Source organism: Pseudothioglobus sp. nBUS_23, assembly GCF_051201565.1.
Lineage (GTDB): Bacteria > Pseudomonadota > Gammaproteobacteria > PS1 > Pseudothioglobaceae > Pseudothioglobus.
Genome location: NZ_CP179200.1, coordinates 727282 through 750280, shown reverse-complemented (window position 1 = coordinate 750280; position 22999 = coordinate 727282). Strand labels below are relative to the sequence as shown.

Here is a 22999-nt window from a genome sequence, read left to right as displayed (position 1 = left end):
TTTATATATAAAAGTTTCAAATCTATATAACTATAATAAATCTATTTCTTGGTTAAAATAAGTAGCTATGACTGAGTCGAACATTGCCATTGAGCTAATCAATGTTGATAAACATTTTGGTGCTGTGCACGCTAATGACAAGGTCAACCTGAGTGTCCAAACTGGAACAATTCATGGAATTGTTGGTGAGAATGGTGCCGGTAAGTCAACATTAATGAGTATCTTGTATGGCTTTTATCAGGCGGACTCTGGACAAATTAAAGTTTTCAATAAAGACTTCAGAGCAATAAGTTCAAAGCAATCTATTGAGGCAGGTATTGGAATGGTCCATCAACACTTTATGTTGGTAGATAACTTTACGGTCCTTGAGAATGTTGTTCTTGGGAGTGAAGGTGGCGCATTGATTTCTGAAAGCCTTGCCAATGCAAGAATTGAACTCACTAGACTTGCAAAAGAATATGGTCTAGAGGTTGATCTAGATGTTGCTATTGAAGACCTTTCAGTGGGCATGCAACAAAGAGTAGAGATATTAAAAGGACTTTATAAAGGCGCTAAAGTTTTAATTCTTGACGAACCCACTGGAGTGTTAACGCCTCAAGAATCAGACGAACTGTTTCGCATATTTGAGGCACTCAAAAAGCAAGGCGTAACAATTATTTTGATTACTCATAAGCTTCGTGAAATCATGAGCATAACCGACAATGTTTCAGTAATGCGTGCTGGCAAAATGGTTGCTCACAGGGAGACAAGTAAAACCAATCCAGAAGAGCTAGCAGAACTCATGATTGGAAGAAAAGTTCTACTCAACATTAAAAAATCTAAAGCAAAGTCTGGAAGCCCTGCTCTGATTGCGAAAAACCTTGAAATAATGAATGAACAAGGCTTAAAGAGAGTTTCAGATGTCAGTTTTGAAGCTCGCTCAGGAGAAATTTTAGGAATTGCTGGTGTGACTGGAAATGGTCAAGGAACTCTTTTAAAAGCCTTGGCTGGAATACTTCCAATTTCAAAAGGCTCAATTGAGATAATGGGCGAAACGATTACCTCTAACAACACTTTAAATCCCGAGCAATTAAGAAACCTAGGCGTTGCCCATGTCCCTGAAGACAGGCAAAGAATGGGAATGATCTCAGAATTTACTGCCAGCGAAACTGCATTATTAGGCTATCACAATGACAAAACAATCAACCAAGGGGTTTGGCTAAAGCGTGCTTCTGTGAAAGCTAACTGCGAATCAATGATGGAAGCATTTGATGTCCGTCCAAGCAACCCCAACCTGATGTCTTCGAATTTTTCAGGTGGTAATCAGCAGAAACTTATTTTAGCTAGAGAGTTTGAGAGAGACCCAGACCTTCTCATTATTGGCCAGCCTACCCGAGGTGTCGATATTGGTGCAATCGAGTTTATTAGAAAAAGAATTATTGAGATGAGAGATGCTGGCAAAGCGATCATTTTAATCTCAGTTGAACTAGAAGAGATAATGTCATTAAGTGACCGGATTGTTGTAATGTGTGACGGTGAAATTACAGGAACAGTAAACGGATCAGATGCAGATGAGGCGACACTTGGAATGATGATGGCTAATGCGCTTGAATCTGAAGATTCATTAAAGGGAGCCAAAGTATGACTCGTGAGAGACGCTTATCATGGATTAACGGATTATTGTTACCCTTCCTCAATGTTTTAACCGCATTTATTGCCACGGCTATTGTATTTATTCTAATTGGCGTAGATCCTATTGAGGCAACAAAAATCTTGATTTATGGTGCACTCGGATATGATGAGGGTTTAGGCTACACGCTTTATTATGCAACCAACTTTGTATTTACTGGTTTAGCTGTAGCGGTTGCCTTTCATGCTGGATTATTTAATATTGGTGGTGAAGGTCAGGCATATGTTGGCGGCCTAGGCACTGCTATAGTTGCGTTATACTTAAACCCTGCATTAAGTGCATGGATAGTCATCCCTCTAGCAATTTCTGGAGGGCTTCTCTTTGGCGCTCTATGGGCTATTATTCCTGCCTATTTGCAGGCTTATAGAGGAAGCCATATTGTTATAACAACGATTATGTTCAACTTTTTAGCCTCTGCATTGATGGTTTATGTCTTAGTCAATGTTTTAAGAGAAGTTGGTGAAATGTCTCCAGAAAGTGCAGATTTTATCAAAGCCTCTTGGCTGCCTTTTGTTCATGATGTTTTTGCTAGTTTTGGCTATAAGATTGCAAAATCACCACTTAATTTATCTATCCTTGTGGCACTATTTTTCTCAGGATTGGTTTGGTTTTTTCTTTGGCATACTCGCTGGGGCTATGCTATTCGAGCGGTTGGAAAAAGTAACGATGCTGCTGTCTATGGTGGAATCAACCCAAAAAAGATTATTATTGTCACCATGTGTATTTCTGGCGCTTTAGCAGGTCTGGTAGGAATCAATGAACTTATGGGCGTTCAGCACCGCCTATTCCTCAATTTTAATTATGGCTATGGTTTTGGTGGTATTGCTGTAGCTCTGATGGGTCGTAATCATCCCGTTGGAATTCTGATTGCGGCCTTTCTCTTTGGAATCCTTTATCAAGGGGGTGCAGAGCTAGACTTTGAACTTCAGAATGTCTCTAGGGATATTGTTGTTGTTATGCAGGGACTTGTTATTCTATTTTGTGGTGGCCTTGAGTACTTGTACAGGCCAATTTTAATTCGCTTTTTAGCTCCAATTGAGGCAACAGAATGAGTGATATCTTTTTAAGTACGGTTTTAACCTTAGATGCTTCTGTTCGCGTCTGTGTCCCTCTCATTTTCGCTTCAATGGCAGGACTATTTGCAGAACGCTCTGGAGTAGTCGATATTGGACTAGAAGGTAAATTACTTATGTCAGCATTTATTGCTGCAAGTGCCGCAGTAGTATTTGGCTCACCATGGATTGGGCTACTGGCAGGAATCATTGCCTCTTCAGTGCTAGCGATGGTTCATGGCTTCGCATCGATTACTTATAAAGGTAATCAGATTGTCAGTGGCGTTGCAATCAATATCTTGGCAGCTGGACTGACCATGATTCTTAGTCTTGCCTGGTTCAAAAAGGCTGGAATCACTCCTACTTTAAATAATGACCAAAGATTCCTTTCGATTGATTTGCCTGGCCTTGATCTCATCGACCATGTTCCAATTTTAGGAGTTATCTATAGGGAGCTAATCAGCGGTCATAACATCTTGGTATACCTTGCTTTTGTCATTGTCCCAATGGTATGGTGGGTAGTCTTTAAAACTCGTTTTGGTCTTCGACTTCGAGCTGTAGGAGAGAATCCAAAAGCGGTGGATACGGCTGGAATCTCTGTTGAGTCTCTTCGCTATAAAGCCCTTTTAATTGGTGGAATATTGTGTGGTATAGGCGGTGTATATCTCTCTACTGCATATAACGCTCAGTTTGTTAAAGATATGACTGCTGGAAGCGGATTTATTGCTCTTGCAGCTCTTATTTTTGGAAAGTGGCATCCCTACAAGGTCCTTGCAGCATGCTTCTTATTTGCTTTTTTAGACGCTATCTCGATTAGACTTCAGGGCATAGTTATTCCGGGTGTTGGGGAAATTCCTGTCCAGCTTATCGAAGCTACACCTTATATTCTTACTATTATTCTTTTGGCTGGGTTTATTGGCAAAGCTGTCCCGCCTAAAGCCTCAGCACAGCCTTATATTAAGGAGTTATAGAATGACTGAAGATAGCCATATACAATTAACCAAAGAAGCAATGAGTAAGGCCTACGTTCCCTATTCAAATTATCCTGTTGGGGTATTAATTATTACCGACAAGGGTAGTGAATATAGTGGCTGCAATGTTGAAAACGCTAGCTATCCTCTTGGTAACTGCGCTGAAGCTTCTGCAATCGCATCTATGGTTATGGGAGGTGAACATAAAATTAACAAAATCTATGTCATGACCAAAAACGATGAAGGAGGAATTCCTTGTGGCGGATGCAGGCAAAGAATAAGAGAGTTTTCTGATGCAACTACCGAGGTCATAATGTGCTCGACAGAAGGCATTAAGAATCGTATGCATTTATCCGATCTTCTTCCGCAATCATTCGGACCGGAGCACCTGTAATGACCCAAGTGCAAGAATGTGTTGAGATTATTAATCAACACGTCAAAGGCTTTAAGCCAAAAATTGGACTCATTCTTGGCTCAGGTCTTGGTCAATTTTGTGACAACATCAATATAAAAAGCACTCTAAATTTTACTTCTTTGCCTGGGTTTCCAGTTGCAGGAGTCGGTGGTCATGCGGGAAAACTATTGTTTGGTGAGGTTCAAGGCACAAGTGTTGTTGTTATGCAAGGAAGGGCTCATTACTATGAGCATGGTAAGGCAGATATTATGGCTGTTGCTATTGAAGTATTGAATGCGATAGGCTGCCAAAGTTTAGTTTTAACAAATGCTGCTGGAAGCACTTTAGAAAAGGCATCTCCAGGAAGCGTCATGCTCATTACAGATCATATTAATATGACAGGGGTTTCCCCTTTATTTGGAGCTGATGGTAACGAGCGATTCGTCAACATGGTCAACGCTTACGACCCAAAACTAAGCAATGACATGAGGATTGCTGCAAAGGCTAATAATATCAATTTATTTGAGGGTGTCTATGCTTGGTTCAGTGGCCCACAGTTTGAAACGCCTGCTGAAATAAGGGCGGTAAAAATGCTTGGGGCTGACGCTGTTGGAATGTCAACTGTTCCAGAGGTCATTCTAGCTCGCCACCAAGGCATTCAACTTTGTGCTCTCTCAGTCATTACAAATTATGCCGCGGGAATGAGTGAAAGCGATATTAGTCATGAACAGACTATTGCTTTTGCAAGTAAAGCAGCAGATACTGTAGAGAAATTATTAAATTCTTACCTAAAAAACCAGTAAGATCAATTGGTTAGAAATATTATGAATACAAATAAAAATTCAACAAAAAACGAAGCATTACAAGAAGACAAGAAAATTCTTAATCTTGTTGAATCTGATGAGATAGAAACCACTCATAGTGATTTAAGAAATCCTGGGATAGACTTTAGTCTTGATCTGATTTCGAGCATATCTGTAAACCGAAGCGCTGTTGAGAGAAGATGTGCAAATTATGGCCCTAGACGAAGCATCAAAAAAGAGAATCAAGCTGCATGGTTATTAAAAGCTATTACTTTAATGGACTTAACCACTTTATCTGGTGACGATACAGTCGCACGAGTAAGAAGACTTTGCAGCAAGGCAAGGCAACCTATCAGTATTAATCTTGAGAAAGAATTGGGCATTGAATCTTTAAATCTAAGTGTTGCTGCTGTATGTGTTTATCATGACATGCTAGTTGCTGCTAAACAAGCCATCAAAGGCTCCTCAATAAATCTTGCTGCTGTATCTACAGGCTTCCCTGCTGGACTCTCCCCGCTTCCACTGAGACTTCAAGAAATAGAATATTCTGTCAATGAAGGAGCTAATGAAATCGATATAGTGATCAGTAGAAGGCATGTTTTAGAGGGTAATTGGAAGGCGCTTTATGAAGAAGTCAAGATGTTTCGTGAACAATGTGGCGATGCCCACATGAAAACTATCTTGGCGACTGGAGAATTAGGGAACCTTACAAATATTGCAAAAGCTTCCCAAATTTGTATGATGGCTGGTGCTGATTTTATTAAGACATCGACTGGCAAAGAGTCAGTCAACGCCACCCTTCCTGTAAGTCTTGTCATGGTTAGAATGATTAGAGATTATTATATTAAAACTGGTATTTCAGTTGGTTTTAAGGCTGCAGGTGGCATCAGTGATACTAAGACAGCACTTTTATATATGACTATGATTAGAGAAGAGTTGGGTCGTCGATGGTTAGAGCCTGATTTGTTTAGATTTGGTGCATCGAGTCTTCTTGGTGATATTGAGCGTCAATTAGATCACTACTCAACTGGCTTCTACTCATCATCATATCGTCACCCATTAGCATAGGATTTAATTATGACAATTCTAAAATCTTTTGATAGTCTCGAATATAGCGAAGCATTTGAAAGCAGCAAAGAGGCCCATGTGTGGCTAGAAAAAAATAATCGAAGATTTGGTCAGCTCATTAATGGTCGATTTGTTTCAAATAATAAATCAGACTTGATCGCCACTCTTGACCCCTCAAACGGAGAGCTTTTAGCTAACATTGAAATTGCCAACTCTAAACAATTAGATTCTGCTGTTTCTGCCGCCAGAAAAGCGCAGCCTGCTTGGGAAAATCTTGGAGGTCATAAGAGAGCTAAAGTTCTTTATGCGCTCGCGCGATTAATCCAAAAACACTCAAGACTTATAGCCGTCCTTGAGTCTCTAGACAATGGGAAACCAATTAGGGAAAGTAGAGACATCGATATACCTCTGGCGATTAGGCATTTTTATTACCATGCAGGCTGGGCACAGCTACAAGCAAAAGAGTTCTCAAGCTATAAAGCCATTGGTGTTGTGGCACAAATTGTTCCCTGGAACTTCCCACTCTTGATGCTTTCTTGGAAGATTGCACCAGCACTTGCCATGGGAAATACTATTGTCTTTAAAGCAGCTGAACAAACGCCATTGACCGCTATGTTTTTTGCTCAACTCTGTGAAGAGGCAGGCCTTCCACCCGGGGTCATTAATATGATTAATGGTGATGGCGCAATTGGTGCTGAGCTTGCAGCACACAATAGCGTTAACAAAGTCGCATTTACTGGCTCTACAGCTGTTGGAAGATCAATCAGGCAGAGCACTGCGGGACAAGGAAAAAAACTAACTCTTGAGCTTGGAGGAAAGTCCGCATTTATTGTATTTGAAGATGCTGATCTTGATGCTGCTGTTGAAGGATTAGTTGACTCAATCTGGTTTAACCAGGGTGAGGTCTGCTGCGCCGGATCCAGATTATTAGTGCAAGCTGATGTCGCAGATGAGCTTCACCAAAAGATTAAAAGAAGAATAAAAACACTTCGACTTGGATCATCACTTGACAAATCAACGGACATAGGCAGTCTTGTTAGTAAAACTCAATTTCAAAGAGTTAGCGAAATGGTTGATGGTGGACTTATCCATGGTGGAGAGCTCTATCAGGCCTGTGATCTTGACTCAGAAAGGAATTACTATCCTCCTACACTCATCACTGAGGTCGATTCAAGTCATCCGCTTGTTCAAGAGGAAATTTTTGGACCAGTTCTGGTTTCAATGACTTTTAGAACTCAATCTGAAGCCATTGAGTTGGCCAATAATAGTCGATATGGACTCGCTGCAAGCATATGGAGTGAAAATATTAATCGCGCTATGGATGTAGCGCCAAAAGTCAAAGCTGGGGTTGTCTGGATAAATTGCCACAATCAATTTGATGCTTCTTGCGGCTTTGGTGGTATTAAAGAGTCTGGTTTTGGAAGAGAAGGCGGCAAAGAGGGTTTATATGAGTACCTCAAACCTGAAGGACTTCAAACATCAACTAAGCTCCCTACTTCATCAGCTTCATATAAAGAAGAAGCGATAGATCGCACTCTCAAGTTTTATATTGGTGGAAAACAAGTTAGACCAGATGGTGGTCATAGCATTGCAACTTTCAATGCGGATGGTTCACTCGCCGCTTATGTTGGCTCTGGAAACAGAAAAGATATTAGAAACGCTATTAGTGCTGCCTCAAAGGCATCATCATGGGGATCACTTAGTGGTCATGGCAGGGCTCAGATAATCTATTTTATTGCTGAGAATTTATCAATACGAGAGTCAGAATGGGTCTATCGTCTGATTAATCTTTGTGGAACTACTAAAAAACAAGCCAAAGCTGAGTTTGATGAAAGTATCAGTCGATTATTTAGTTATGCCGCCTGGGCTGACAAATATGACGGCGCTGTTCATAGTGCTCCATATAGAGGCGTCACCATGGCTCTACCTGAGCCTGTAGGCATTCTTGCTCAAATTGCGCCAGAGCATTCGCCACTCCTTTCAACAGTTTCATTAATTGCTCCAGCAATAGCTATGGGCAATCGCGTTGTATTTGTTCCCAGCCAAAAATTTGCTAGTGTTGCTTTAGAGCTTGTCCAAACCTTTGAAACTTCAGATATTCCAGCTGGCGTTATCAATATTGTTAGTGGTAACAAACAAGATCTCGCTGAACAGCTTGCAGGTCATGCTGATGCTGACGCAATGTGGTGCTGGGCTGACCAAAATGTAATTGCCTCAGTGGAATCTATCAGCGCTAAGGATTTAAAGCGTTTATGGGTCAATGAGGATTTGGATAGAAACTGGATTGACCCAATGCAAGGTGAGGGTCTGGAATTCCTAAGAAATGCTACAGAAATTAAAAACATTTGGACTCCTTATGGAGACTAGTCAAGGATGAGTGAGCTATTTTTACCTCAAGAACTCATCAGAAAAAAACGTGACGGAATTTCGTTGAGTGACCCTGAAATTGGATACATGGTTCGAGGCATCACTGACGGAAGCTTGACGGATGCTCAACTGGGTGCCTTTGCTATGGCTATCTTCAAATGCGGCATGAGTATGGATGAAAGGGTTAACTTAACTAGGCATATGATGAACTCTGGAGATACCTTAAACTGGGATCAGCTCAATCTAAATGGCCCTGTAGTAGACAAGCATTCAACTGGTGGAGTTGGGGATAAAATTAGTTTAATGTTGGCGCCAATTGTGGCCTCTTGTGGAGGCTATGTACCGATGATTTCAGGGCGAGGACTGGGTCACACAGGAGGAACCCTCGATAAACTTGAGAGCATTCCTGGATATGATGCGACGCCCAATAATTCAGCATTCCAGTCTCTCGTTAAGCAAGTGGGATGTGCGATTATTGGACAAACAGCAAACCTAGCTCCTGCAGACCAGCGCTTCTATGCAACACGAGATGTTACTGCTACCGTAGAGTCAATTGATTTAATTACTGCTTCGATTTTATCTAAGAAGCTAGCATCAGGCCTTGATGCTCTTGTCATGGATATTAAAACAGGTAATGGCGCCTTCGCAGCTAATTACAAAATGGCTCAAGAGTTGGCACAAAGTATTGCCAATGTTTCGAGTAATTCTGGAGTCCCAACAAGCTGTTTAATTACCGACATGGACCAGGTTCTAGGGCACAGTGTTGGTAATGCAATCGAAGTGATGGAGTGCATTGACTTCTTGAAAGATCCTCACAATGCTGATCAAAGACTTTTAGAGCTGACTCTTGAATTATCCGCCTACATGCTTCAGCTGAGCGGCCTGGAGTCAGATTTAGATAGCGCTAGAAATAAATCCAAACTCGCACTTGAGTCTGGAAAAGCCGCATCAATATTTGGAAAAATGATCACTGAGCTTGGAGGCCCAGTTGATTTGATTGAAGTTCCGGAAAAACACTTAAAACCAATGCCTTTGGTTGCATCTATTCAGTCAAATTCATCTGGATACGTCTCTGAGGTCGATGCTAGAGCAATCGGACTTAGCATGATTCATTTAAAGGCGGGTAGAACAAAATCTAGTGATCCTATTGATCATGGTGTTGGTCTCAGTGAGATAGTCAGCAAGGGTCAATGGTTAGATAAAGGAGAGTCACTTGCAATGGCGCATTGTCGTGATCAAATGCAACTCGATTTTCTGCAATCTCAGCTTCCTAAACTCATTCATTTCAATCAAAAAAAGCCTAGTAATACAAATTTAATCAAAGAAGTTCTCACCTCAAATAAAGGCCTAAACTGATGAAAAGGGCAATCATTTTAGTTCTAGATTCTCTTGGCCTGGGTTCAAGTGAAGATGCCCATCTCTATGGGGATCAAGGATCAGATACGTTTGGACATATTATTGAAGCGTGTGACTCAGGTAAAGCCAATAATTCAGATCGAAGTGGGCCCCTCAAAATACCAAACCTATTAAGGTGGGGGCTTGGTGAGGCTGCTATTGAAAGCCGAGGGAATTCTCTTCCAATTCAGAGAGTTAAGCCTGAAGGAGCGTTCGGCTTCGCCAAAGAAATCAGTGCTGGAAAAGACACTCCCAGTGGGCACTGGGAAATCTGTGGTCTACCAGTCCCATTTGAATGGGGGACCTTTCCAAAAATTGATAACTGCTTTCCAAGGAGTCTGATTGATGAGCTATTGAAGCAAGGAAATATTCCTGGAACGCTTGCAAATAAACACGCATCAGGAACCCAAGTCATTGAAGAATTTGGAGATGAGCATATCCAATCTGGATTTCCAATTTGTTATACATCAGCAGACTCTGTCTTTCAAATTGCTGCTCATGAAGAGCACTTCGGCCTGGAGAGACTTTACGAGCTCTGTAAAGTTGCCAAAAGACTAGTCGACCCATTAAATATTACAAGAGTTATCGCAAGACCTTTTGTAGGTAACTCTAAAGATGGCTTTAAAAGAACCTCCAACCGCAAGGATTTAACAACCCCTCCAAATGACTTCACTCTGCTAGATCAAATTCAGGAGGCCAATGGACAAGTTATTTCAGTCGGCAAAATAGGTGATATTTTTTCGAATCAAGGCGTTTCTTATACCGTTAAAGCTTCTAACAATATGGGTTTAGTTGACCAACTGATTAATGAAATGGATAAAGTTAAGGATGGCTTAATTTTTGTAAACCTTGTTGATTTTGATACACATTATGGTCATCGAAGGGATGTCCCTGGCTACGCATTAGCGCTTGAAAAATTTGATAAGCGTATTCCAGAAATCGAATCCAAGCTCATTGATGATGATCTTGTCCTCATTACAGCTGATCATGGTTGCGATCCAACTTGGCCTGGGAGTGATCATACTCGTGAGCACGTTCCTGTAGTCTTTTATGGAAAGTCCATTAAAGCCCAAAATCTAGGCAAAAGAGAGACTTTTGCTGATATGGGACAAACTATTGCTCAGCACCTCAAGATAAAGCCCCTTGCCAATGGCAAGGCGTGCGAGCTAAATTAAATGCAAGACCAAGTCTATAGAGTTCCAAAAGTAGAGCTTCATAGTCACCTTGAAGGCACCATCAAGCCTTCGCTTGCCCAGGCGATTGCAAAACGTAACGCTGTCTCCTTAGATAAAAATCTTTTTCTTGCTAATGGTAGTTACGCATGGAGTGATTTCCCTAGTTTTTTGACGGCCTATGATAACGTTAGCTCTTGCTTAAGATCGGGCAAAGATTATGCGGACATTACCTATGAATACTTGAAAGACTGTGCAAAAGACAACGTAATTTATGCAGAAACCTTTATCTCTCCAGACCATGCTGCAGAATGCGGTATCAGTTACGATGATATGATTTCAGGCATTACCAACGGAATAAATGATGCCGAACGTGATTTTGGAATCATTGGTCGCATTATCGTTACCTGCGTCAGGCACTTAGGACCTAAACAAGGCTTCAATGTTGTTCAAACCATGGTTCAAAACCCTCACCCCTATGTTGTCGGCTTTGGAATGGGAGGCGATGAAAACGCATATACATTAGAGGAGTTTGCGGAAGTCTATAAGATTGCTGAAAAGGCAGGTTACTCCTGTACAGTTCACGCTGGAGAGATCTGTGGACCTGAAAGCGTTTGGGATGCAATCAATTACCTGCCTGTAAGTAGGATTGGTCATGGTGTGAATTGCATTAAAGACGAAAAACTAATGAATAAGCTTGTTGAACAAAATATCCATCTAGAGATTTGTCCAGGAAGCAATTTATCGCTATCCATTTTTTCTGATTGGGACACCCACCCTCTTCCATCAATAATGGAAAAGGGTATAAGTATTAGCCTTAATTCTGACGACCCTCCATTTTTTAATACTACTGTTGGCCAAGAATATTATGACAGTGCTAAACACTTTAACTTAGATATTGAAAAGCTAAAGCAGATTTCGCTCATGGCTATGGAGGCCTCGTTTGCTGACTCTGAAATTAAATCTAGGTTGTTAGAAGAAATTCAGAAATTTAAAAGCTAAAAACCCTTTAAAATTTAAGTATTAAATTTCGGAACCCTTCTATGTCAATTGCAAAAAAATATATCACCGCTGATGAACTTCTTCATGACTCGTATAAATTAGGAGTTCAAATTCACAATAGTGGCTTCAAACCTGACTTTATTGTTGGTGTTTGGAGGGGGGGAACACCTGTTGGAATAGCCATTCAGGAAATACTTGCATACCTTGGAAATGACTCTGATCATATCGCTATTCGCACCTCATCATATTACGGCATTAATCAGCAATCCAAAGAGGTTAGAGTTCATGGCATAGACTATCTTATCAGCCACATGAATGCTGAAGATAAATTACTGATAGTTGATGATGTTTTTGATTCTGGAAGAAGTATTAAAGCAATTCTTGACACACTAAAAGAAAAGTCTAGAAAGAATATTCCTCATGATATTAGAATGGCAATGCCCTGGTACAAGCCTGAAAGAAATATCATTGAAGTTGAACCAGATTATTTTGTTCATGAGACTGATGATTGGTTAGTGTTTCCTCACGAAATGGATGGACTCACTGAAGAGGAGATTTTTGAAAACAAAAAAGGTATGAAGGAGATTCTTTCAAAGGTTAAAAAATAAATTAATGTTATTAACTTTTAATTAAATCCCACAGACCATAGAAAATAGCTAGCCATATCAACCCCTTGATTAGAAAAAATAAAAAAGGTACTACAATTAAAAGCCATTTATTTTTAATGCGTTTTTTTAGGTATTTAATCATGGAAGTGGCAAGCAACACTATGGTCTTTCGATAAGCCCTTAAACTCAGGCTTTTCATTTGCACAGACCTCCTGAGCTTTATGACACCTGGTTCTAAATACGCAGCCTGAAGGTGGGTTAATTGGTGATGGTAATTCACCCTCAATCAAGATTAAATCTTTATTTTTTTCAACACTTGGGTCTGGAATCGGAACGGCAGAAATGAGCGCTTGAGTGTAAGGGTGGCTTGGTGCTTTATAAATGTCTTCACTATTCGCTAGCTCAACCATATTGCCCAGATAAAGAACCATGATTTTAGTGCTGATGTGTTTCACAACGCTTAGATCATGAGCGATGAATATTAAAGCCAAGTCCATCTCTTCCTGCAAATCCATCAACAGATTAACGACCTGAGCCTGGATGGACACATCTAGTGCTGAGACAGGCTCATCACATATAATAAGTTTAGGTTTCAAAATTAGAGCGCGAGCAATACCAATTCTCTGGCACTGGCCTCCAGAGAACTCATGCGGATAGCGATTCATTAAATTATCTAGGAGTCCAACTTTATTCATTACATCACTCACTCTAGCTTGGACATCCGACTCTGGTGTTTTTGGGTAATGCGTCCTCAGAGGTTCTGCTATGATTTCTCCAATGTTCATTCTTGGATTGAGGCTTGCTAAAGGGTCCTGAAAAATCATTTGAATTTGTTTGCGATATGGCCTTATTTCAGCGCTACTCATCCCAAGCAAGTCATTGCCAAGCCAAACAACCTCTCCAGATTCTGCGGGCACCATTTTGACAATCGCTCTTGCAAGAGTCGACTTTCCACACCCAGACTCTCCAACCACTCCAAGCGTTTCTCCAGCCTTTAAGGAGAAAGATACATCGTTCACTGCTTTGAGCTTCTTTGCCTTTGTCCATGGCATATCCCCCTCTGACCTAACATCAAAGTTAACCTTTAAGTTTTTGACTTCAAGAATTTCCTGATTACTCATGATATCTTTTCTTTAGCAACGTGACATGCCCTGAAGTGATTATCACTCACTTTTGCTAGAACGGGTGAGTCACTATTACATTTGTCTAGTGTGTAATTACATCTAGGAGCGAAAGGACAGCCCTCTGGAGCCTTCATCATATTTGGAGGGTTGCCCGGAATTGTAATCAACCTCTCCTCAGAATCATTAAGCCTTGGAACCGCGCTCATTAACCCCTGAGTATATGGGTGGGTTGGTGAGGAATATATATCCTCTGTCTTACCAATTTCCATGATTTCACCGCCATACATGACTAGCATGTCATCACTACTTCCTGCAACCACTCCAAGGTCATGAGTAATAAGAATTATTGACATCCCAAAGTCTTTCTGTAGGTCTGCCAAAAGCTTCATAATTTGCGCCTGAACTGTAACATCAAGGGCGGTTGTTGGCTCATCAGCAATGAGTAATTTAGGTCGACAAAGTAGTGACATAGCAATCATTACTCTCTGTCGCATACCTCCTGAAAATTCATGCGGATACATTCTGATACGGTTGCCTGCATCAGGAATTCGAACAGCATCAAGCATACTGATAGATTGTTTAAGTGCATCAGATTTTGATACGCCCTGGTGATGAATTAAAACTTCGGTCATTTGCTCAGAGACTCTGACATAGGGATTAAGACTTGTCATAGGGTCTTGAAAAATCATGGCTATTTTTTCCGCTCTGATTTGATTTAATTTTTGATTGGAGAGATTAAGAATCTCTTCACCTTCAAACATGACACTGCCAGTAGCTTTACCGTTATGATCAAGGAGTCCAGTCATTCCAAATACAGTTTGACTTTTTCCACTTCCAGACTCGCCAACAATGGCTAAAATTTTTCCTTCATCAATAGAAAAGTTAACGTTGTTCACTGCACTCACTACGCCGTCTGCGGTTTCAAATTCAACCTTTAGATTTTTAACATCAAGCAGACTCATTTTGAACTACCTCTCCTTAGGATCAAGCGCATCACGAAGGCCATCACCGATAAAGTAAAAACAAAAAAGACTGACGACAAAAAAAGCAAGTGGAAAGAGAAGTTGCCACTCCGTGTCATAACTAATGGTTCCTGCACCCTCTTTAATGAGAGCACCCCAGCTTGTTGAAGGCTCCTGAACTCCAAGCCCAAGGAATGAAATAAAGCTTTCAGCTAAAATTATTCCTGGAACCAGTAAGGTTGCATAAACTGCGACGATTCCTAATAAATTAGGAACAATATGCCTTGTAATAATTTTGAAGTCACTGACACCAGTTACCCTAGCGGCCTCTATAAACTCCTTGTTCTTTAGGTTTAAAGTTTGGCCACGAACGATCCTACTCATATCCAGCCATGACAGAAGCCCAATTCCGATAAATAGCATCCCAATTGACCTTCCAAAAACCACAAGAAGAAGAATCAGAACAAACATGTATGGTATTGACATTAGTATGTCAACGATTCTCATCATGATTTGGTCTGTTCTTCCGCCTAGATAACCAGAGGTAGCGCCATAAAGCGTCCCAACAATGACTGCAACAGTGGCCCCTAAAACTCCAACCATAAGGGATATTTGTGTCCCCTGTATCACCCTTGAGTAGAGATCTCGGCCCAAGTCATCTGTCCCAAAGAAGTGACCACTTTCAATTGAAGGCATTCCGACTCTGGCTGCTGAACCCATAGCATTCCAATCAATTTGTTCGTAACTCCATACAGCAAAGTAAGGTCCAATGAAAGAGAATAAAACGATAGAAAGTAAAATAAAAAGGCTTATTGTTGCCGCTTTGTTTTGCATAAATCGCATGCGGGCATCCTTCCATAGTGAGCGACCTGCACCAGACTCAGAAAGGTTTTCTGCCATCGTTTTAATCTTGCCTTTATTCGCCACTATCATTTGATTAATACCTTATTTTTGGATCAATCCATGCATACAACAAATCGGCAATCAAGCTAAATAGGATGGTCAAGCTGCCGACAACAATTGTAATTCCCATCATGACTGAGTAGTCTCGGTTAAATGCTGCGTTTACAAAGAAGTAGCCCATACCACCTGTTGAGAAATAAATATCAATAAGGACTGAACCTGTGATTAGCCCCACAAACGCTGGTCCAAGGTAAGAGATAACTGGAAGAAGTGAAGGCTTTAGTACGTGTCTAAAGAAAATAACCTTCGTTGGTAAGCCTTTGGATCTTGCTGTCCTGATGTAGTTTGTATTTAAAACTTCAAGCATAGAAGACCTTGTGATACGCGCAATAGAGGCCATATAGCTGGTAGAAAGAGCTATAACTGGCATAACAAGGTACTGCCACGCTCCCCCATTCCAACCCCCTCCTGGAAGCCAGTCAAGCCACAAAGTGAAAACAATAATCAGCAAAGGCGCCATGACAAAGTTTGGAAGCACCTGAGCACCAATAGATACACCAACAGCAAGATAATCAATCCAAGTATTTTTACGGATAGCTGCAATAGCGCCGAGTGGAATACCTACCCCAACAGCAACGATAAATGACCAGAATCCGTACTTCAAGGTAATTGGGAAGCCATGACCTATAATCTCATTGACCGTCCTGTCGTGATATTTATAAGAAGGTCCAAAATCAAACTCAGTAATAACGCCCCATAAATAGTTAATCATTTGACGCCATATTGGCTGATCTAAGCCATATTTAGCCTCTATGTTTGCAAGCACTTGCGCTGGCAATGGTCTCTCAGAGGTGAATGGCCCTCCAGGTGCAGCATGCATCAAGTAGAAGCTCACTGCTATAAGGATTAAGAGTGTCGGAATAGCAATTCCAATTCGCTTAATTATGTAGTTGATCATATCCGAAATTGACCAGAAAGAAATTTATTGAATTATTGTACCGTACAAACAAAAAAAAGCACCACACAATGATGCATGGTGCTTTATTTTTTTAGAACTAAATGTTACTTCGCAACTTTATATAAATTACGAGAATACCAATTTTGTTCTACGTTGTTATATGGCCAACCTTTAAGATTAGTCTTAAGCATGAACACACCTGCGTAGTGGTATACCGGAATGACTGGCATTTCATTTGCCAAGATTTCCTCAACGCGTGTGTAGTTAGCCGATGCATCATCCAAAGTTCTTGCATCTAACATTAATGAATCTACCTCAGCATTGCTAAATTTACCATCGTTATAACCAGATGGTGTTGTTAGTAGATCAAGGAATGTAGAAGCTTCATTATAGTCGCCACACCAAGCACCACGAGCTAGCTCAAAGTCTTGAGAGCCACGTGTCTTCAGGAATGTTTTCCACTCCTGATTAGCTAGTGTAACTTCAGCACCAAGTACCTCTTTCCACATTTGCTGCGCAGCAATTGCAATCTTCTTGTGTCCTTCTGAAGTATTGTAAATATACTCAAAGCTCAGCGGGTTTCCTGGACCATAACCTGCGTCAGCTAAAAGCTCTTGAGCTTTCGCTTCACGGTCTGCTTGTGACATCTGACCAAAAGCTACCGGAGGAACTTCAAAACCAGCAGTTGCACCAGGCGTAAAGGTGAATGCATTAATTTGACCTGCCTGAAGAATCTTTTCAGTAATCACAGAACGATCAAGCGCGTATGCAAGTGCTTGACGAACCCTAACATCTTTAAAGATTTCAGGACCACTATCTGACAAGTTAAATGTCATGTAATAGTTACAAAGTCTTGGGAATGAAGTCGCTTCATCAGGGTAGTCCTGCTTCAAGCGAATAAATTGACCTGAAGGAACCGTACCTTTGTCAAGTTCATTAGCCAAATAACGAGTGAAGTCTACATTCTCATCATTGATTACTAGAGCAACAACCTTTTCTAAAATAGTAGCCTCATCATTCCAATACATTGAGTTACGCTCACGAACTGAACGCTCATTAGGAATGTGCTCAGTTAAAACATAAGCACCATTAGATACAATATTTCCAGGCTTAGTCCAATCATTTCCAAACGTTCTCACTCTCCACTCTGGAGCTGGGAATGTTGATGAATGAGTTGTCATTGCAGCAAAATAAGGCAATGAATCAGTTAAGCGCACCTCTAAAGTGTGATTATCTAATGCTGTAACCCCTAAAGCGCTTGTTGGTAAATCACCAGACATTACAGCGCCTACATTTTCAAGTGACATAATTTCAGCGAACCATGAGTATGGTGAGGCTGTTGCAGGATCAGCGAGACGCTGCCAAGCATAAACAAAATCATGAGCAGTTACAGGGTTACCGTCTGACCACATTGCGTTGTCACGCAGTGTAAATGTATATACATCCTTAGCATCGTTAGTTGTATAACCAGTAGCTACACCCGGCACAAGATTACCATCAGCGTCTTGATTCATGAGACCTTCAAATAGGTCACGAACGATGTTAGCGCCCTCTACATCTTCTACAATTTGGGGGTCGACTGACGTGAATTCATCGAGCAAACTGTATGTGAATGTTTGATCATCAGCAAGAGTTTCTCCTGTTACTGGGTGAGTTGCAGCCATCACTGATGAGGATGCAAAAATCGCTAATAAGAAACCCGTAGCCAAAGATTTTGGCAAATAGTTCATATATCTCTCCTTAATAATAAAAAATTATAAATCCACCATATTTAAATGAGGATATACAGAAGTTTATACTTTTTTTAAGAATAGAGCTAAGTTTTTCAGCAAATTACTATTGAAAACTCCATCATAAATTCATCAATTCAACATGAACAAAATCTGGACAATTAATATAATTGTACTTAATTCGATCTCCTAAGGCTATTGTGAGATTAGCCATAAATGATAGTAGTTTCTCTCACATCAAAGTTCTCCTTTTCTTTGATTAACTACTACCACCCTTCTCTTAATATTAGAATCAGTGTTCAAACTTAAAACTTAATCTCTGTTTTTTCGAGCTCAATAATCCTATCTTTAATCACTTCAGGAATGGATGTTTTTTTATTTTTTTCGTAATCAAACATTACAACTTTAGCATCGCCAATAGCTACAAGCCTTTGATTATTATTACTAATCACAGCATACTTCATGGTGAAATATTCATTAGCTATTGAGTCAACTCTTGCACCAATGACTATAGTATCTGGGTATTTAAGTGGATAAATGAATTTGCACTGTGTAGATGCCAATATAGTTGAAATCCTGGACTCAGTAAACAGGTTGTCTGAATTATTTTTTTCAAAATAAGCAATGCGAGCCTTCTGAAAGTATTTGAAATATTCGACATTATTTACGTGTTGAAGAGCATCCATATCACCCCAATCAACATCCATTTCTAATTGAAAAGCAAACTCATCTAGTAATTTATTCATGATTAAATTTTATTATAGAAATAAGATATTAATGAGTCTAAAAATAGTTCAAAATGATTTTTTAAAAAAATATCTCTTAAAAATAGAAATTTATATTTAATGAAGCATTTAATTCTTGTTGAAGAGGCCAATCAGTTTGCCAAATTGAGTGAATTTAATAAGGCTATTAGTTCTTATGAAGAGGCGATTTCAATTCAGCCAGGCTTCGTAGAGGCCTACTACAATCTTGGTAACTTATATCATCAGATGGGGGAACTTGACAAAGCAGTCAGACACTATAAAAAAGTTGTAGCGTTAGATCCTGATTACTCAAAAGTGCATCCTAACAAAACACTTCTAGTCATTTATTTCTTCTCAAAAGGTGAAATTAATAATGCCCTAGAAACTCTCCAAAAATGGATTAAATCAAACCCAGATGATGCACTTTTATTCAACATGATGGGTGGCTGTTATTTGAGTCTAAGGGAATTAAAAATGTCAATTCAGAGTTATGAGAAAGCACTTGAATTAAAACCAGATTACGCCATTCCTCAGCACATGATTAACTCACTAAAAGGACATACAAGTAAATCACCGCCTAAAGAGTATGTTAAAAATCTTTTTGATGATTACGCTGAGAGATTCAATGATTCATTAGTTCAAGGCTTGCAATACAAACTCCCCTTCATAATTAAAGATCTTATTCGAAATATATCTTCAAAATCTAAATTCGCAAAAACGATTGATCTAGGCTGTGGAACTGGTCTGTCTGGAAGCGGATTAAGTGAGATTAGTGAACACCTTAGCGGCATTGATATTTCTGAAAATATGATTTCAAAGGCAGATGAGCTTGATGTTTATGATAATTTGTATACTGGAGATATTGTTGAGGCACTGAATGCAGTCCAAGAAAATTTTGATTTGTTTGTTGCTCTAGATGTTTTAATCTATGTTGGAGATGTTGAGTCCATATTTAAAACCGTCCATAAATACTCTAATCCTGAATCAATCTTTGTTTTTTCAACTGAAATACAAGAAGAAAGTGGTTACTCGCTGCTATCAAGCTCAAGATATTCTCACTCTGATAGCTACATTATGAATCAAGCTTCTGGAAAATTTATTTTGATCAAATCAAAAGATACAGTTATAAGAAAAGAGGGAAATAATTTGATTCATGGAAAAATATATTTTTTTAAGCCTTATAGTTAATGATTGTTGTCTTTAATAGACTGTCTAAATATTAATATTTACTCACTCTCATTTCAGAGAGTATTTGGGCTTTAGCTAATTCAAAATTTAAAATTATAGCTAGCATAAATATTCGTCTCGGTCATACCCTGATAGGGCAACTCTTCATACTGCGCCTTTACCCTTAATATTTGATTATCAGTAACTTTATGATCATATCCTAGAGCAACTATAGGTCTGGTAGATTGATGATTTTTTTCTAAATCAACAGTAGTAATTCCTGTAACTCCTGTTGGTGAAAGTGCTGAAACATTGTGAGATAAGTCATACTCTAACCCAAGTGTTCCATAGATACTGAATTTATTATTAATTATATTATGAAATTTTAATCCAGCAATTGCTGTTAAAGAATTATCAACAATCTTGTTATAGGTTAATGGTGAGCTGACTCCTGTTTCACTATATCCTTTTTGAAATTTTTGAGAGTATCGATTAGCAACATAGGGTGATAGAGTTAATGAACTTGATACCGGGATATTGTTTTTCAGCTCTAGAACTAGTTCATTTGCAGTAATAGTTGTGACACCACTAGCCTCTTCAGAGATTCCACTTTGTGGCCTTGTAATTTTTGCACTAGTAGACTGATAGGAATTACCAATTTTAGCTTGTAGCCCAGTTTTATTAGTATTTTCATTCCAAACTCCGTATAGACCAATCATAGGAGTTTTTTCTGATAAAGATAGATTTGAAGATGTTTTAAATGAAATATTTGAATGCAAAAATCCACCCCACCTAAAGTGATCTGATTGCTTTTTTCCATAAACCAGAACAACCCCATTGATATCTGACTCAGGATTATTGACCGATATACTCCTTCCACCAATTGAAAAACACTGGCCTGATGTGCCAAAAGTATCACAGTCATAAGTATTCATATGCGCGAAGTTAGTGTTTGTCAGTGCATTAAGACCATTCTCTATGGATGAGGTAACACATTGCGTTTTATTGCAGTTTATAGAGCTTGAATTGACAGAGCATTGCGTTGGTGCGGTGAAATTATTGATCACTAAGTCCCATTGACTACTTGATGAATTTTTAAGGTTATATTTGTAGTGGATTCCATCACTCATATGATTGCCAGAACTTGTTGATATGTTTTCAGCACTAACTCCATTTACAACAGCTTCATAAGTACCTTCTCCAACTGTTGAATCATCAGCAATACTTACATTCATCGCTCCAGAAGGATTACTAATAGTTATTTTCCCAAAACTAGAAGAGCTATTAACTTTTATATAATAATTGGTAGGAACTTTAGAATAAAACGTAAGATTATTTTGTGAATTAGTTAGATTCGTAATGCTTCCTGTATTATAAATATCATAACCTGAAGTTCCCTTAATCGTTCCAGTATTGACTATGTTGGTTATGCTGCCTCCATTAGCAAATCCGTGCAAGCCTCCAGTAATTGCTCCTGAGTTTGTAACTGATGAAATGCTTCCATTATCTCCTACTCTAATGCCATAACCTTCAGAGGATCCAGTGCCTTGAATTGTTCCAGAGTTAGTCACTGATGTAGCACTATCATTCCAAAAGACAATGCCACGGTTTGAACTACTCCCTCCTTGTGCAATAATTGTTCCAGTATTTATAATTCGATCAATAGTTGCAGTATTAATAGATATTATTCCTCGGGTGTGCACTGAACCAGTAGCTGATATTGTTCCATCATTGGTTATTGTGTTAACTGTTCCACCAGTATTGACTCTAATTGCACCAGAATTGTATGCTGAGTCAGTAACCTTAATGGTTCCGCCAGAAGAGTTGGTAATTTTAGTTAAGGCGGCATCTTGGACGTTAATAGCCTGACCATAATTACCGCTTGTTTCTGTTTGAATAGTGCCACTATTTATAACAGAATTACTTCCTGAGTTATCAATGAATAAAACACCATTTAAATTTGCATTGCCATCAGTATCAATTAATCCCGAGTTATTTACTGATGTTCCAGCCTCTAACCTAATTGTGGGATTACTATTAGAGGTGATATTAGATGATTCAATTGTGCCCGCATTCTCTAAAGTGTAGGGACCACCCGTAAGCTCTTGAATTGTCAGACCAGAAGCATTTGAAACACTAGAGCCGGAAGATATATTAACATTTTGGTTTAAAAGTTGTTCTGAATGAACTAACCAGCTCAGCGAGATAATAATTAAAAGCAATAAAAATTTAAAATTAATTCTCAAGGGTCAAGTACTGATAAATCAACTTATTAATCTGATTAATTTTAATATATATCATTTCAATCAATTGTAAGCAAAATAAAACCGAATGAAGACTCGATAGGATGATTTGTTTCTATTTAGTACCTTTTGTATTGTTGCCAAGATAAACCTCCACTTAAGTGCACGAAATTTACACGAAATGCTAAGATTTATGTCGCAAAAAAAAGGCCTTCATCTCTGAAGGCCTTTAGTTGTATGGTGGGGCGTGAGCGATTCGAACGCTCGACCAGCGGATTAAAAGTCCGATGCTCTACCAACTGAGCTAACGCCCCCAATTAAAAACGTGAAATTATACTGAACAAGGGTTCAATAATCAATCGTATATTAGCCTTTATTAACGGCTTCTTTTAGTAACTTTCCAGGTTTAAAAAAAGGTACAAATTTTTCAGAAACTTGGGTCTTTTCTCCAGTCTTTGGATTAATCCCCATCCTGCCTTTTCTATGTCTTTTTTGAAAACCACCAAAGCCACGAACTTCGACTCCTTTTCCAGAAACAATTGCTGAACTAATCTCATCTAAAATAATTTCTACGGATTGCTTAGCTTCAGAGCGAGTAATCTTTATTTCTTTTGAGACTGCTTCAATAAGATCTATTTTTTTCATATTTAAAGACGCTACTATGC

Annotated in this window: 20 protein-coding genes and 1 tRNA gene; 12 read left to right on the top strand and 9 right to left on the bottom strand. The window is 39.4% G+C overall.

Going from position 1 to position 22999, the window contains the following annotated elements; genetic code table 11:
• Positions 1 to 67: 67 nt before the first annotated feature.
• Genes ACMAZA_RS03715 through ACMAZA_RS03665 form a run of 11 tightly spaced genes read left to right on the top strand, consistent with a single transcriptional unit; the run spans position 68 to position 12501 of the window.
• Positions 68 to 1624, top strand: a complete 1557-nt coding sequence (locus ACMAZA_RS03715; RefSeq protein ID WP_435190150.1) for an ABC transporter ATP-binding protein — start codon at positions 68 to 70, stop codon at positions 1622 to 1624.
• Complete coding sequence (locus ACMAZA_RS03710) at positions 1621 to 2721, top strand: ABC transporter permease (protein ID WP_435190148.1); 1101 nt, start codon at positions 1621 to 1623, stop codon at positions 2719 to 2721. Before ACMAZA_RS03715 ends, ACMAZA_RS03710 begins: the two co-directional genes overlap by 4 nt.
• Positions 2718 to 3692, top strand: a complete 975-nt coding sequence (locus ACMAZA_RS03705) for an ABC transporter permease (protein ID WP_435190146.1) — start codon at positions 2718 to 2720, stop codon at positions 3690 to 3692. Before ACMAZA_RS03710 ends, ACMAZA_RS03705 begins: the two co-directional genes overlap by 4 nt.
• Before the next feature lies 1 nt (position 3693).
• Positions 3694 to 4086, top strand: a complete 393-nt coding sequence (gene cdd, locus ACMAZA_RS03700) for a cytidine deaminase (RefSeq protein ID WP_435190144.1) — start codon at positions 3694 to 3696, stop codon at positions 4084 to 4086.
• The gene (locus ACMAZA_RS03695; protein ID WP_435190142.1) at positions 4086 to 4889 is read left to right on the top strand and encodes a purine-nucleoside phosphorylase; all 804 of its coding nucleotides are present in this window, start codon (positions 4086 to 4088) and stop codon (positions 4887 to 4889) included. Before cdd ends, ACMAZA_RS03695 begins: the two co-directional genes overlap by 1 nt.
• 21 nt (positions 4890 to 4910) lie before the next feature.
• Positions 4911 to 5957 carry a deoxyribose-phosphate aldolase gene (gene deoC, locus ACMAZA_RS03690; protein WP_435190141.1) on the top strand — a complete coding sequence of 349 codons (1047 nt, stop codon included), beginning with the start codon at positions 4911 to 4913 and terminating at the stop codon, positions 5955 to 5957.
• A 9-nt stretch (positions 5958 to 5966) separates the two neighbouring features.
• Positions 5967 to 8324 (top strand): aldehyde dehydrogenase family protein, encoded by a 2358-nt coding sequence (locus ACMAZA_RS03685; RefSeq protein WP_435190139.1) that lies wholly within the window; start codon positions 5967 to 5969, stop codon positions 8322 to 8324.
• A gap of 6 nt (positions 8325 to 8330) precedes the next feature.
• Positions 8331 to 9680 carry a thymidine phosphorylase gene (gene deoA / locus ACMAZA_RS03680; RefSeq protein ID WP_435190137.1) on the top strand — a complete coding sequence of 450 codons (1350 nt, stop codon included), beginning with the start codon at positions 8331 to 8333 and terminating at the stop codon, positions 9678 to 9680.
• Positions 9680 to 10894, top strand: coding sequence for a phosphopentomutase (locus tag ACMAZA_RS03675; protein WP_435190135.1), 1215 nt, complete (start codon positions 9680 to 9682; stop codon positions 10892 to 10894). The genes deoA and ACMAZA_RS03675 overlap by 1 nt, the downstream gene beginning before the upstream one ends.
• On the top strand, positions 10895 to 11893 hold the full coding sequence (add, locus tag ACMAZA_RS03670; RefSeq protein ID WP_435190134.1) for an adenosine deaminase: 999 nt from the start codon (positions 10895 to 10897) through the stop codon (positions 11891 to 11893). It begins immediately after the preceding gene.
• 41 nt (positions 11894 to 11934) lie between these two features.
• Positions 11935 to 12501, top strand: coding sequence for a phosphoribosyltransferase (locus ACMAZA_RS03665; protein ID WP_435190132.1), 567 nt, complete (start codon positions 11935 to 11937; stop codon positions 12499 to 12501).
• 134 nt (positions 12502 to 12635) lie between these two features.
• On the opposite strand, the gene oppF is transcribed toward ACMAZA_RS03665, so the two are convergent.
• The 6 genes from oppF to ACMAZA_RS03635 all read right to left on the bottom strand — a co-directional run bounded on the left by oppF (position 12636) and on the right by ACMAZA_RS03635 (position 18924).
• Positions 12636 to 13622 (bottom strand): murein tripeptide/oligopeptide ABC transporter ATP binding protein OppF, encoded by a 987-nt coding sequence (oppF, locus tag ACMAZA_RS03660; RefSeq protein ID WP_435190131.1) that lies wholly within the window; start codon positions 13620 to 13622, stop codon positions 12636 to 12638.
• Positions 13619 to 14587 (bottom strand): oligopeptide/dipeptide ABC transporter ATP-binding protein, encoded by a 969-nt coding sequence (locus ACMAZA_RS03655; protein WP_435190129.1) that lies wholly within the window; start codon positions 14585 to 14587, stop codon positions 13619 to 13621. Before ACMAZA_RS03655 ends, oppF begins: the two co-directional genes overlap by 4 nt.
• A gap of 6 nt (positions 14588 to 14593) precedes the next feature.
• Entirely contained in the window at positions 14594 to 15520 is a 927-nt protein-coding gene (locus tag ACMAZA_RS03650) for an ABC transporter permease subunit (protein ID WP_435190127.1), read from the bottom strand.
• A gap of 4 nt (positions 15521 to 15524) precedes the next feature.
• The gene (oppB, locus tag ACMAZA_RS03645) at positions 15525 to 16448 is read right to left on the bottom strand and encodes an oligopeptide ABC transporter permease OppB (protein ID WP_435190125.1); all 924 of its coding nucleotides are present in this window, start codon (positions 16446 to 16448) and stop codon (positions 15525 to 15527) included.
• 104 nt (positions 16449 to 16552) lie between these two features.
• Positions 16553 to 18178, bottom strand: coding sequence for a peptide ABC transporter substrate-binding protein (locus ACMAZA_RS03640; RefSeq protein ID WP_435190123.1), 1626 nt, complete (start codon positions 18176 to 18178; stop codon positions 16553 to 16555).
• Between the two features lie 305 nt (positions 18179 to 18483).
• Positions 18484 to 18924 (bottom strand): acyl-CoA thioesterase, encoded by a 441-nt coding sequence (locus ACMAZA_RS03635; protein WP_435190121.1) that lies wholly within the window; start codon positions 18922 to 18924, stop codon positions 18484 to 18486.
• A gap of 99 nt (positions 18925 to 19023) precedes the next feature.
• On the opposite strand from ACMAZA_RS03635, the gene ACMAZA_RS03630 reads away from it, so the two are divergent.
• Entirely contained in the window at positions 19024 to 20112 is a 1089-nt protein-coding gene (locus tag ACMAZA_RS03630) for a tetratricopeptide repeat protein (protein ID WP_435190119.1), read from the top strand.
• A gap of 80 nt (positions 20113 to 20192) precedes the next feature.
• Here ACMAZA_RS03630 and ACMAZA_RS03625 read toward each other — a convergent pair whose 3' ends face one another.
• The 3 genes from ACMAZA_RS03625 to ACMAZA_RS03615 form a co-directional block, all read right to left on the bottom strand.
• Positions 20193 to 22313: an autotransporter domain-containing protein gene (locus ACMAZA_RS03625; protein ID WP_435190117.1), complete on the bottom strand. Its 2121-nt coding sequence runs from the start codon at positions 22311 to 22313 to the stop codon at positions 20193 to 20195.
• A gap of 259 nt (positions 22314 to 22572) precedes the next feature.
• Positions 22573 to 22648: transfer RNA gene (locus tag ACMAZA_RS03620), tRNA-Lys, on the bottom strand.
• Positions 22649 to 22700: 52 nt separating this feature from the next.
• Positions 22701 to 22979 (bottom strand): HU family DNA-binding protein, encoded by a 279-nt coding sequence (locus tag ACMAZA_RS03615; protein WP_435190115.1) that lies wholly within the window; start codon positions 22977 to 22979, stop codon positions 22701 to 22703.
• Positions 22980 to 22999 lie beyond the last annotated feature (20 nt).